The sequence below is a fragment of the Kitasatospora sp. NBC_01266 genome, from assembly GCF_036242395.1.
Lineage (GTDB): Bacteria > Actinomycetota > Actinomycetes > Streptomycetales > Streptomycetaceae > Kitasatospora.
This window is the reverse complement of record NZ_CP108458.1, coordinates 6,576,528-6,589,136: the sequence shown is the minus strand read 5'-3', so window position 1 is coordinate 6,589,136 and position 12,609 is coordinate 6,576,528. Positions and strand designations below refer to the sequence as shown.

General features: G+C 75.2%; 9 protein-coding genes. 8 read left to right on the top strand and 1 reads right to left on the bottom strand.

What is annotated here, in order from left to right; translation table 11 throughout:
* Positions 1–186: 186 nt before the first annotated feature.
* Positions 187–372 (bottom strand): thiomuracin/GE37468 family thiazolyl RiPP peptide, encoded by a 186-nt coding sequence (locus OG403_RS28425; protein WP_329569224.1) that lies wholly within the window; start codon positions 370–372, stop codon positions 187–189.
* Between the two features lie 195 nt (positions 373–567).
* On the opposite strand from OG403_RS28425, the gene OG403_RS28420 reads away from it, so the two are divergent.
* Genes OG403_RS28420 through OG403_RS28385 form a run of 8 tightly spaced genes read left to right on the top strand, consistent with a single transcriptional unit; the run spans position 568 to position 12,569 of the window.
* On the top strand, positions 568–1,566 hold the full coding sequence (locus tag OG403_RS28420; RefSeq protein ID WP_329569222.1) for a hypothetical protein: 999 nt from the start codon (positions 568–570) through the stop codon (positions 1,564–1,566).
* Positions 1,563–2,867, top strand: a complete 1,305-nt coding sequence (locus OG403_RS28415) for a hypothetical protein (RefSeq protein WP_329569221.1) — start codon at positions 1,563–1,565, stop codon at positions 2,865–2,867. Before OG403_RS28420 ends, OG403_RS28415 begins: the two co-directional genes overlap by 4 nt.
* On the top strand, positions 2,867–5,683 hold the full coding sequence (locus tag OG403_RS28410) for a lantibiotic dehydratase (RefSeq protein WP_329569219.1): 2,817 nt from the start codon (positions 2,867–2,869) through the stop codon (positions 5,681–5,683). Before OG403_RS28415 ends, OG403_RS28410 begins: the two co-directional genes overlap by 1 nt.
* Entirely contained in the window at positions 5,676–6,566 is an 891-nt protein-coding gene (locus OG403_RS28405) for a lantibiotic dehydratase C-terminal domain-containing protein (RefSeq protein ID WP_329569217.1), read from the top strand. Before OG403_RS28410 ends, OG403_RS28405 begins: the two co-directional genes overlap by 8 nt.
* A gap of 22 nt (positions 6,567–6,588) precedes the next feature.
* Entirely contained in the window at positions 6,589–7,755 is a 1,167-nt protein-coding gene (locus tag OG403_RS28400; RefSeq protein WP_329569215.1) for a thiopeptide maturation pyridine synthase, read from the top strand.
* Positions 7,752–9,167, top strand: coding sequence for a nitroreductase family protein (locus tag OG403_RS28395; RefSeq protein ID WP_329569213.1), 1,416 nt, complete (start codon positions 7,752–7,754; stop codon positions 9,165–9,167). The genes OG403_RS28400 and OG403_RS28395 overlap by 4 nt, the downstream gene beginning before the upstream one ends.
* The gene (locus OG403_RS28390) at positions 9,161–10,645 is read left to right on the top strand and encodes a hypothetical protein (protein ID WP_329569211.1); all 1,485 of its coding nucleotides are present in this window, start codon (positions 9,161–9,163) and stop codon (positions 10,643–10,645) included. The genes OG403_RS28395 and OG403_RS28390 overlap by 7 nt, the downstream gene beginning before the upstream one ends.
* Entirely contained in the window at positions 10,638–12,569 is a 1,932-nt protein-coding gene (locus tag OG403_RS28385; protein WP_329569210.1) for a TOMM precursor leader peptide-binding protein, read from the top strand. The genes OG403_RS28390 and OG403_RS28385 overlap by 8 nt, the downstream gene beginning before the upstream one ends.
* The last annotated feature ends 40 nt before the right edge of the window (positions 12,570–12,609 follow it).

Here is a 12,609-nt window from a genome sequence, read left to right as displayed (position 1 = left end):
GACTGCGGCCGGGGCTCGCCCGAACAGGACCAATGAATTGCCCAAAGGTGCAACCGGCTCTCCGAAAGGACAGCGGCCGCGTGGCGCGGGGCAGCGGAAAGGCACCGTCGGGACCCACCCGGGATGGCATACTGAGGGCGGCTCGCGCCGGGCGTCTTAGCCTCGCCCGGCGCGAGCCGCGTCAACTCAGGAGCAGCTGCAGTTGCAGCAGTTGGGCGGCGGCGCGCAGCAGAACGAGGCACCGGCCTCGGTCATGCCGTGCCCCGAGGTGAGCGACTCGTCGACGCCCTCGCCGATGAGCGGGGCGAGGTCGAGGGAAAGACCCTCGAGCGCGTCGGCGAGCGACGTCTCGGACAGCCCGTCATTACGCATACGGGTCTCCTTTCACAGGGTTGGGATGACTGCCGGACCGGCAGCCGATGGCGACGATAGTCCAATATTTCGCCGCTGTGAACCACTGGACTAGACCAGATATCCCGCTCTACTGTCGGGGCACCAAGCCCGTCGCCGGTTCGGATTCCGATAGCGCGACCGGCGTTTTCCCTGACCATGCCGAGAGGGGCTCGGGTGCGACCCAGACTGCGCGACGACGTCCATTTCCTCCCATCGCCGCAGGGCGTGGCGGTGCTGGCGGGCGAGCGATCCCTGGTGCTGCCGGCCGCCGCGCACCCCTGGCTGGAGCGGATCCGTCCGTACCTGGACGGTCACCACGAACTCGACGAGCTGGTCGCACCGCTCGCACCGGCCCAGCGCAGCAGCGTCGTCTCACTGGTCACCCTGCTGCACCGGGAGACGTACGTCCGGGACGCGGCCGACGACCTGCCGCACCAACTCTCCCCGGCCGTACGGCGGGAGCACGCCCGGCTGATCGCCTTCATCGGCCTGGGCGCCGACTCTCCCGAGTACCGGTTCCAGGCCTACCGCGAGTGCGCCCCGGTCGTCGTGGGCGCGGGCCGGCTGTTCGCGGCGGTGACGACCGCACTGCTGGCTTCCGGGGTGCGGCGGTTGTGGGTGAGTCCGACGACCGGGGGTTCGCCAGCAGTGGTGACCGACCTCGACCGGCTGCGGGCCTGCGTGGCACCGCTGTTGGCCCGCGACCCGGAGAGCCGGGTCGACCAGTTGCTCGACGAACCCGATGACGTCACGGAGTTGGGGTCGCGGCTGGTCCTCTACGCCTGCGACGCGCCGGACCGCGCACAGGCGCAGCGGCTGCGTGCGCGAGCACAGCGGGCGGGGATCGCCTTCGGCAGCGTGGTGGTCGACGGCGACCGGGCGGTGGTCAGCCCGGTCGCGGTCCCGGTGGCGGGCGAGCGGGCGGACGTGCCGGACGTGCCGGACGTGCGGAGCGGACCGGTGAGCCGCTACCTCGGCGGCCCGACCGCCGCGCTGGCGGCCAACCAGCTCTGCCTGCACGCGCTGCGGCAGTTCGCCGGGCTGGACGAGGTCGACACGAGCGGCGGCACCGGGGCCCGCAGCACGCGGGTGGTCCTGGACCTGCTCAGTGCGAGCCGGGTCGAGGACGACAGCGAGCGCGGCGCCGGCGTGCCCCAGGAGGCCGTCCGGTGACCCGCGCCGGCACCACTCCCTATGACACGGCGTTCTGGCAGGCCGCGCTCTACCGGCCGGAAACCCTGCTGCCCGCCGACCTGGGCACCGCCCGTCCCGCCGACCACGCCACCCAGCCCGCACCGGTGAAGAGTTACCCGGGGCGGCCCCGGTTCGACCTGGCCGCACCGGCCCTGCTGCTCGAGCGGACGGCCCACGGCGCGGACGGCCTGGACGGTGAACTGCTGGCCACTCTGCTGCACTACTCCTTCGGGCTGGTGCGCCACGACCTCGGCCCGCGTTCCTGGCCGTTCCACCGCGCGGTCGCCTCGGCGCGCTGCTTCTACCCGACCGAGCTCTACCTCTGCCTGCCGGCCGGGCGACAACGCCCGTCCGGGGTCTACTACTTCGATCCGATGCATCACCAACTCGTGCTGCTGCGCGAGCAGTCCGGTCCGGCGACCGAAGCAATGGCAGTGCTCACCAGTCGGTTCGAGAAGACCGGCCACCGCTACGGCCGCTACGCGCCCCGGCTCTGCGCGCAGGAGGCGGGCATGGTCGCCGGCTCCGTCGAGCTGGTCGGCCGCGCACTGGGGCTGCGGGTCAGCGTGGACGAACGGACCGACGCGGCAAGCGCGCTGGGGCCCGAACAGGTGGACCTGGCGGAGCTGTTGGAGCCCGTCGGGGAGCAGGTGATGGCCGTGCTGCGGCTGGCGGACAGCGACAGCGGCGGTACGGACACCGGGGCGGTGGAGCTGGCGCAGGTCCTGCGGTCCCGCAACTCCGGTGGCTGGCTGTTCGATCCGCAGCCGCGCCCCGCCCCGCGCGCCGCACTGGACGACATCGCCCAGGCCGTGGCGGCCACACCGCTGGACAGCAGCTGCTTCGTGGCGGTGCGCGCGGTGGCGGGCCTGGCGCAGGGCATCCACCGCATCGACCCGGCCAGCGGCGCGCTGGAGCCGCTGCGCGAGGGGCCAGTGGTCGCGGCACTCCAGCACGTGGGGGAGATCGACGGCCGGGTCTCGATGAACTACGCCGCCGCCGGCCTGGTGGCGTACCTCGCGGTGCCGCGCGAGCAGGCCGAACTGGCCGACGGCGGCGACAGTTTCCGCCGCCTGCACATCGCGGCCGGCACCGCCGCGCACCGGATCAGCGTGGCCGGCGCGCGGCACGGGCTGGCCACCAGGATCCACAACGGCTACCGGGCGCACCGGGCCGAGGAGTTGCTCGGGCTGGCGGGCACCGGCAGCACGGTGGTCTTCCAGCTCGCGATCGGCTTCGCCGCACCGGCACCGACCTTCCAGCTCCCGGTGCTGTTCTGATGACCAGGACCCAGCCACCCACCACCGCCGCCCTCGCCGACGCCCAAGCGCCCGCCCTCGCGCCACGCGCCCTGCCCGCCATCGGCGTGCGGGTCGCGGGCCTGTCGGCCGACCTGCTCGACGGGCTGCGCCTGGAGCGGAGCGCGGCCCAGGCCGCGACCGTCCTCGCACTGGACGCCGAGATCGCCGAACAGGTCGAGGCGCTGTCGGCGCGACTCCACGAGCTGATCGGCACGGTCGGCAGTGTCGGGAGCAACGGGAACACCGGGGGCACTGGAAGCACTGGAAGCACTGGAAGCACCGGGAGCACCGGGAACGCCGGGAACACCGCGCTGCGGCCCCGGCTGGTCGGGCTGCGCCGGGCGGTCTTCCGCGCCGCGCCGATCGCCGCCTATCTGGCCGACCCGGCCCTCCGTGCGGCGCTGGGCAAGGAGTTGCCCGAGCGGCTGGCCGAGGTCGAGGCGCTGCGCCGACGGCGCGAAGCGGCCTTCGCCGCGCTGGCGCAGCGACTGGCCGAGGAGAGCGCCGAGGCCGCCGAGCATCTCGCCCGGCTGCTGGAGTCGCCCCCGGTCGCGGTCGGCCTCGCCCACGCCAGTCCGGACCTGAGCGCCGACCTGCGGCGCTGGCGGGCCCGAGGCGGTCCGGTCACCCGGCCGCTGGACCCGGCCGCCGTGCGGCTGGCCAAGTACGCGGCCCGGATCGTCGCCAAGCCGACCCCGCTGACCACGTTCGCCGCCGGCGGCCTCGGCGACTGGGCGACCGGGGAGTCCACCGCCTCCCGGACCGCGTGGCTGCTGCCCTCGCCGCCACGGCAGCTGGCCGAGCTGAGCCTGCTGCTGCTCCGGGACCTCACCAGGGCGCTGGCCCGCTGCCCCGAGCTGGCCGCCGTGGTCGAGCTGCGGGCGAACCCGTCCATCGTCGGCGATGGCGCGGCGCTCTGGTTCAGCGGGTCCGACCTGCTCGGCACCGTCCGGTCGCTGCCGGACTCCCCCGCGCTCCAGGCCCTGCTGGCCCAGGTGCGGGCCGCCGGCACCCCGGGCCGACTGCGCGCGGCGCTGCGCGCCCAGAGCGCCGACCAGGCGCAGAGCGAGCGGACCTGGCGGCTGGTCGAACAGCTCGTCGCGGTCGGCCTGTTCGAGGTGCGCGTCCCCGTCCCGGACCAGCGGCTGAACGCACGCACGCTGCTGGCCTGGCTCGACGCCCAGCCAGGTACCACCGGGGACGGCGAGGGAGACGTGCTCCGGCGGATCCGCGCCTGCCTGCGCACGGTCGTCGGCTGCCTGGACGCCGCCAGCCGCACGACCGGCACGCCCGAGCAGATCACCGAGGCGACGGCCTTGCTGGACCAGGCAGTTGGCGAACTGGCCGGCCACGGCGGCATTCTCGGACCGAGCGCCGAACTGTCCCGGCGCAACCTGCTCTTCCACAGCACCGTGCTGACCCGCGACACCGTCCGGCCGGATCCGCGCGCCTGGCAGGGCGCGCTGGCCGAGCTGGCGCTGCTGCCCCGGCTGCTGGCACCGTTCGACCGGGCGGTCGGCGCCCAACAGGCGCTGTACGAGCTGGCGGTGGCCCGTCGCGGCCCGGTCTTCCGGGTGCCGCTCACCCGGTTCGTGGCGGACCACGACGAGCAGTGGCGGGCCGCCGCCCCGGTCGACCCGGCAGCGGTCACCACCCGGCGCGCCGCCGTGCTGCGACTGTTCGCCGAGAGCCCGGCCGAAGCCGACGGCGTGGTCCGGATCCCGGCCGCGCGGGTGCGCGAACTCACCCGTGGCTGGCTGGATCCGGCCACGGCGGCGGACGGCTACGCCTGCTACGTCCAGCCCCGGCCCGGCCCGGCCGGGCTCTCCCTCGTCCTCAACACCGTGACCTGCGGCACCGGCACCGGCCGGACCAGGATCGCCCGGCTGCTCGCCGACGCCGAGGCCGACGCCGACGCCGACGCCGACGGCGCCAGTCGGTCTGACGCCACGTCAGATGTGGCGGGCGAGCCGGGCGCACCGGTCGTCCTCGCCGAGTTCGAGGGCTGCTTCGGCGGCACGCTCAACCAGCGGGAGCCGGCCACCTGGTACGCGATCGAGCTGCCCGGCTCGGTCACCGAGCGGCCGGTCGAGCGGCGGATCGCACTCGACGACCTGGTCGTGATCGCCGAGCCCGATCAGCCGCGCCTGCGGCTGTACTCCACGGCGCTGGGCCGCGAAGTGCGGCCGCTGCACCTGGGGTTGCTCGCCACGCCGCTGCTCCCGCAGCTCCCCCGGTTCCTGGTCGAGGCCTTCGGACAGACCTCCTACCTGCTCTGGTCGGACTGGCCACGGTTCCGGCCACCGAGTCCCACCGGGGCAGCCGTGCACCGGCTGCCCCGGATCGAGATCGGCTCCGTGGTGCTGCGGCGCGGCAGTTGGACGGTGGCGCCCGGCGCGGCACCGGTCCGGCGGGCGGGCGAACCGGAGGCCGGGTTCTTCCTGCGGGTGCAGGGTTGGCGCGGCGAGCACGGCCTGCCCGAGCGCTGCTTCCTGCGGGTCATCGAGCCGCCCGCCCCGGCCGGCGGCCTGCTGCACCTGAAGAACCGCAAGCCCGTCTACCTCGACTTCACCAGCCGCCATCTGCTGCGCGTGTTCGAGCAGATGACCGCGCACGGCCACCCGCTGGTGCTCACCGAGCTGCTGCCCGAGCTGTCCGACGCCCCGATGGTCGGGCCGGACGAGACGGTCGGGACAAGCGGGCCGGGCGGGACAAGCAGGGCGGGCGGGACAAGCGGGGCGGGCGAGCGGCGGGTGGCGGAGTTCATCGTCGAAGTGGCGGCCGCCCGTGACTGACGCCGTCCTCACCGACCGCCGCTGGGTGAGCGCGCACCTGTTCACCTCGGCCCCGCTCGACCTGGTGATCCCCGAGCTGCTCCCGGAGTTGCTGGCCGAACTGCGGGACGCCGAACTGATCGACGGGTTCTTCTTCCTCCGGCACTGGCAGGCCGGGCCCCATCTGCGCCTGCGGCTGCGGATCGCCGCGCCCGAACACATCCGGGCCATCCGGACCGGCCGCGCTGTGCAGGCCGTGCAGGCGGCGCTCGCCCGGCACGGAGCCGCGCAGTTCCGCCGCCGTCCCTCGGTCCGGCCCTTCACCGAGGCCGAGTACCAGGAGACCGCCGAGCGGTTGAGCGCGCTGGAGCCGGAGTCCGCAGCCCTTGCCCTGGCACCCAACGACAGCCTCCGCTTCGTCCGGTACCAGCCCGAGCACGCCAAGTACGGCACCGGGCGGGCCCTGGCCGAGGTCGAGGAGCACTTCGTCCGGTGCAGCGAACTCGCCCTCGCGGCCCTCGCCGACCGGTGGTCCGCCGCCGACCGGCAGGCCTACTGCTTCGCCCTGCTGGTGGCGGCCGGCGCCGCTGCCCGGGGTGCGCCGGCCGGGACACCGGCGGCGCGGCTGTACCAGGAGCACCGCTCCCGCCTGCTGCCGGTGGCGGCGGCCGTCCGCGGGCCGTCCGACGGATCGCCGGCCGCCCGCTGGGCCGAGTCGGTGCGCCACCTCGGGAGCCAACTCAGCTGCCTGCCGGGCGAATCGGCCCCCGGGCCGAACCTGGTCGGGAACCACTGCGCGCACCTGGCCTGCAACCGGCTGGGCGTCGCCCCCGCGCAGGAGGCGCTGCTGCGCGAGCTGGCCGCCTTCGCCGTGGCCGAGCTGGACGGCCCGGCACACCCCTGAACGAGCGGAACGGACAGAGAAGATGACCCCACGTGAATGGCGCGCCGTCCACATCTCCTACTACCAGGAGGACCGCGACGCGCTGATCCTCGGCGCGGTGCGACCGCTGCTGGCCCGGGTGGCGCCCGACGTCGACACCGCGTACTTCGTCCGGCACTGGCGGCGCGGGCCGCACCTGCGCGTGGTCTTCGAGGCCACCACCGAGGCGTTCCGCGAGGTCGTCGAGCCCGCCGTCGAGGAGCTGGTCGGGGAGTACCTGCGGCGCTGCCCGTCGGCCGGACCGGTACCGAGTGAGGCCGAACTGCTTCCGGTGCACCGCAAGTTGGCCGAGAGCGAGGCGGAGCAGGGGTCGCTGACGCCGTTCTACCCGGACAACGCGATCAGCTGGGCCGCGCACGACCGGCGTACCGAGGTGCTGGGCAGCGAGACGGCGGCCGACGAACTCGCCGCCTTCTACACCCGGACCAACGAGCTGGTCTTCACGCACCTGGCGGCCGTCGCGGCCGGGCAGAACCGGGAGTTGCTGGCCCTGCGGCTGATGCTGGCCACCGCGCACACCCTGTGCCGGCACCCCGACGACCCGACCGTGCGGCGCGGCTTCATCTCCTTCCGCTCGCACGCGGACGGGTTCCTGAGCACCGTCGACCCCTCGGTGCGCACCGCGTTCGATCAACGGTTCGCCGCCAACCGTGAGTTGCTGATCGCGCAGGTGCACGCGGTGGTCGACACCTTCGACCGGGCGGGCGAATCGACCGGCGGTGCAGGCGAGTCGGACGCTGCGGGCGGGCTGCCACTGGTCCGGGAGTGGGTGGCCGCGCTCGACCCGTTGGGGCAGCGCTGGACCGAGCTGGCGGCAGCCGGTCTGATCCCGCCGCCGGAGATCCCCGACCGCGCGGACGGCAGCTTCGACGAGTTGCTGGAGCGCAGCCCGTTCCACCGGGCCATCGTGGGCAACCACGCCTACTGGGAGCTGATGTTCCGCGATCAGCGGTTCCAGCGCTACCGGTTGATGCTCAACTACACCTATCTGCACCTGGCCCGGCTCGGCATCCCGGGACTCGGCCGCTACCTGCTCTGCCACCTCGCGGCCCGCGCCGTCGAGCAGGCCTACGGCGTCGACGCAGAGCAGACCGTGCTCGCCTTCGTCGCGGCCCATCCCAACACGCCGAGCGGGACGGTGAGCCGGTGACGGCGCCACCGGGTGCGGCTGCCCGCCGCTACCACCAGGAGTTCGGCAGCCGACTGCCGCGCCCCGCCGGCCCGGGAACGGCGCGCACGGCGGTGCCCGCGCCGCGAAGCTTCCCGCACACCCCGCTGCACCCGCTCAACTACCCGCCCGCCGCCGAGATCGGCCCCGGCGCGCAGCTCGGCGACCTGCTCGGCTCGCTCTACGGGGTGACCCGGCTGCTCTGGTCGATCGGCGGGGTGACGGCGGCCCGACCGGTGCCGTCCGGCGGCGGGGTGTACCCGTGCGAGGTCTACGTCGCGGCGCCGCGGCTCGGCCTGGCCCACTATCTGCCCACCGCCCACGCGTTGGAGCAGTTGAGCGGCGCGGATCGGCGCGCGGAGATCGTCGGCCGACTCGCCGATCCCCCGGTCGGCGAACCGGCGCTGGTCCTGGTGCTCAGCTGTGCTAGGGAGCGGAACACCGTCCGGTACGGCGAGTTCGGCCGTCGGCTCCAGGTGCTGGACACGGGCGTGTTGGCGGGGCAGGCGCTCGCGCTCTGGGCGGCGGCGGGGCTGACCGCCCAGTTGCACAGCCGGTTCGACGAGGCCGGCTTGGCCGAACTCCTCGGCCTCGACCCGGCGGTGGAGAGCGTGCGGGCGGTCGTCACCACCGGGCCGGCCGAGGTGCTCCCGGCCGCCCCGCCGCTGGCGACCGCACCGCCGGCCGCCGCACCGCCGGCCACCGCGCCCCGTGCCGCCGCGTTCCCGGCGAGCGCTTTCGGGGAGCGGCGCTCGGCGCGCGGCGGCTTCCACCCCGTGGCGGTGAGCCGCGCGGAGCTCGACGCCGTCCTCGCCGCCGCCCGGGTCACCGACTCGGGCGACGGCGCCATCGACGGGTTCGCCGGTATCGAGCCCTACTGTCTGGTCAACCGGGTCGAGGGCGTCGCCCCCGGCTGCTACCGGCACGACCCCGGCTCGGGGCAGCTGCACCGGGTCGGCGACGGGCCGCCGCCGGGCGCGCTCTTCCCGGTCGGTCCCAGTGCCGTCGCCTGCTACGAAGCGGCCTTCGCCGTCCTGGTCACCGGCGACTACGAGCGCGGCTATCCGCGCTTCGGTGACCGCTGGTACCGGATGCAGAACCTGGCGGCCGGGATCGCCGGCCAGCGGGTCTGCCTCGCGGCGGCGGCGCAGCCCGTACCGTCCCGGGCAGCGGGCCGCTCGCTCGGCAGCCGGCTGCACTGCGACTTCCTGATCGAGGGCGCCGACGCGCTGCTCGGGGAAGCGGCCGGCTCCAGGACCACCCTGCTGGTGGCGCTGGTGGGCCCCGCGCAGGTCGGCAGCACCCCCGAACAGCAGCCCGGCCGGCCGGCGGGCGCCCGAACCGCCGACACACCAACCGCCGACACCCGAACAGGAGGAGCCGGCCGATGGTGACACCGCAGACCCTGCCCCGGCTGCGCGCCGACGTCTTCACCGTCCCCACCGGGCAGGACGCGGCCTACGTGCGCAGCAGCCGAGGGGTCCAGCTGCTCGCCGAGCCCGGCATCCACAGCTGGATCGAGCGCCTGGCACCGTTCCTGGACGGCACCCGCACGGTGGCGCAGCTGCTGGCCCAACTGCCGCCGCAGCGCCACCTGCTGGTCACCGGTGTGCTCGACCGGCTGGAGTCGCTGGCGCTGCTGGAGGATCTGGCGGACCAACGACCGGCGGAGCGCCAACGCGCCTACACCCGACTGCGGGTGCTCGCCGTCGCCGGGCCGGCCGAGGGCGCGGCGCTGGAGCGGGCGCTGCGCCGCAGCGGGGTCACCGGCGCCGTCACGGTGCTGGGCCCGGCCGACGTCCGGCTGATCGCCGAGCAGGCGACCACGCATGACGCCGTGCTGCACCTGGCCCGGCCCGGTGCCGTCGACCTCGCGCACCGGCTCGACGAGTTGTGCGGGAGCGGCGGCCAGTGGTTCGCCCAGGCCGCGCACCACGGCGACGCGGCCTGGCTCGGCCCGGTCCGGCGGCCGGGCGAGGACCCGGCGGGCGGCGGCTGGGCGGGCGCCTGGCTGCGGGTGACCGGCAGCCGACCGGCGCCGACCGCGACCACACCGACCGGCACCGACCCCGACCCCGGCGCCGCACCGACCGCCGTCATCGCCGCCCTGCTGGTCCACCTGCTCCAGCAGGCGTACACCGCCACCGAACCACCCGCCGCCGAACCGCCCGCCCCCGCGCCGCGCGAGCTGCTCCGGCTGGACCTGGCCACGCTCACCACCACCCGGCACCGCTACCACCCGCATCCCGCCGCTCTGCCCGCCACCGCGCAGACGCGCGAGCAGTTCCGCGCCCGGATCAGCGGGCTCGCGCAGGGCCCGGCGATGGCCGACGAGACGTTCTCCCGGCTAGCGATCGGCTGCGTGGACCCGCGCACCGGCCTGCTCGCCGAGATCGACGAAGGCTCACTGCTCCAACTGCCGGACTGCTCGACCTGGGCGACGCTCCGCGACCCGGCCGACGGCACGCACCACCAAGTGCGCGGCAGCGGGGTGGACTTCGCCGCCGCCCGGATCGCCGCCGCCCGCAGCGCGCTGGAGCGGTATGCCGCCCGCTGCCTCGACCCGCGCCGCTGCCTGCCCGGCGCCGACGGCCGCCCGGCACTCTGGGCCTGGTCCCCCGAGCGCGGCGAAGCCGTCCTGGTGCCGGCCGCCGCCGTCTTCACCGACCCGGCCGCCCCGGCCGGCTCACCCGACTCACCCGCCGAGCCCGCCGAGCCCGGCGTCGGCTCGGGCCGGGACTGGGACGCGGCGGTCGCCGCCGCCCGGCGCGGCCACGGCGGGCCGGACACCGTGCTGGTGCCGCTCGACCACGACCCCGCGCTGGCCGCAGTCCTCCCCTACGTCGTCAAAGCGGTGAGCCACCATGCCTGACCTGCACCCCGTCCAGCTGAGGCACGACGACGGGCTGCTCGGCAGCGCCCTCGCCGCCGTCCAGCCGCTCGCCCCTCGCCCGCTCACCGTCCTCGCCGCCGACTCCCCCGGCGCGGCCGACCGGCTCGCCACCGCCGCGCGGGCCGAGGGCGGCGCCTGGCTCGCGGTGCGCGGCGAGCTGGACCGGATCGTGATCGGCCCGCTGGTGCGCCCGGGCCACCCCGGCTGCGACGTGTGCGTGGCCGAGCGCCGGGCCGGCGCCCGCGAGGACGCCACCGAGCACGCCGAACTGTCCAGGCAGCATGCCGACCGGCTGGCCGCGACGGTCTCGCCGCTGCTGACCCCGCTGGCCGCCGAGCTGGCAGCCACCCTGACGCATCGTCAACTGACCGCGCCGGCGGACGAGGTGGTGATGATCGACCTCAGCACGCTGGGCATCTCCCGGCACCGCTTCCTGCCGGACCCGCACTGCCCCGCCTGCGCCGCGCTGCCGCCCGACTCGCCCGAACTCGCCACCGTGCGCGCCGTGCCGCTGCCCAAGCCGGATCCGGCCGTCCTGCGACTGCGCGAACTGACCGCCGAGACCGAGGCGTTGGAGGCGCTGTTTGTCGACGACGAGACCGGCGTGATCAAGAACGTCCGCCCGCGCGGGGTGTACGCCTTCCCGATGGTCACCTCGGTCACCGGGCCGCCCGACTCGGTGGACGGCGGCTACGGTCGCTCGCTGGACTACCGCTCCGCCCGGGTGACCGCCCTCGCCGAGGCCCTGGAGCGGCTCGGCGGCGGGCGTCCCGGCGGGCGCCGCACCGTCGTCACCGGCAGCCACCGCGCCCTGGGCGCAGCCGCGTTGGACCCGGCGAGCGTGGGCGGCCACCCGGCGCACCGCTACGCGGAGCCCGGCTTCCCGTTCCAGCGCTACCACGAGGAGCTGGAACTCCCCTGGGTCTGGGGCTACTCCTTCACCCGGGCCGAGCCGGTGCTCGTCCCGGAGAGCCTGGCCTACTACCGGGTGGGCCGCCACCAGCCGGACGGGCAGCGGGTGCGGCCGTTCGTCTCGGAGATCTCCAACGGCTGCGCCCTGGGCAGCTGCCTGGAGGAGGCCGCCCTGTACGGGCTGCTCGAACTCGCCGAACGCGACGCCTTCCTGCTGACCTGGTACGCCCGGATGCCCGCACCGTCGATCGACCTCAGCGGCGCCCGGGACACCCGGGTCCCGCTGATGGCGCAGCGGATCACCGCGCGCACCGGCTACCGGATCGAAGTGTTCGACATCACCATGGAGCAGCGGGTGCCGAGCTTCTGGGCGATGGCGATCGACGACTCGACCAGCGACTCGCTCGACGGCGCGGCCCCGGCGCGCCCGAAGGCGTTCTGCGCGGCCGGCTCCGCGCTGCACCCCGAGCGCGGCATCGCCGCCGCCCTCCAGGAGCTGTCCGCCGTCACCGAGGTCTACCTGTCGCTCTATCCCGACCAGCGCGAGCGGGCCGCCGCGATGCGCGCGGACCCGGAGCTGGTCCGGCAGATGGACGACCACGCGCTGCTCTACTGCGACCCGGGCACCTTCGACCGCTTCGACTTCCTGCTCTCGCCCGCCAACGGCCGCCGCGACATCCGCGAGCTGTCCGCCGCCTACCCGTGGCCCGCCCGCGACGACCTGCGGGCCGACCTCGACGCCCTGGTGGACCGCTACGCGAGCGACGGCCTGGAGGTGATCGTGGTCGACCAGACCACCTCGGTCCACCGCGCGGCGGACCTGGCCTGCGCCAAGGTCATCGTCCCCGGCCTGCTCCCGATGACCTTCGGCCACCAGCTGCGCCGCACCGAGGGCCTGCCCCGCCTGCTGACCGTCCCGCACCGGCTCGGCCGCACCCCCGCCGCCCTGACCCCGCCCGCCCTCAACCCCCACCCGCACCCGTTTCCCTGACGGTGCGTCAGGAAAGCACAAAGCCGCCGCCCGCACCTGA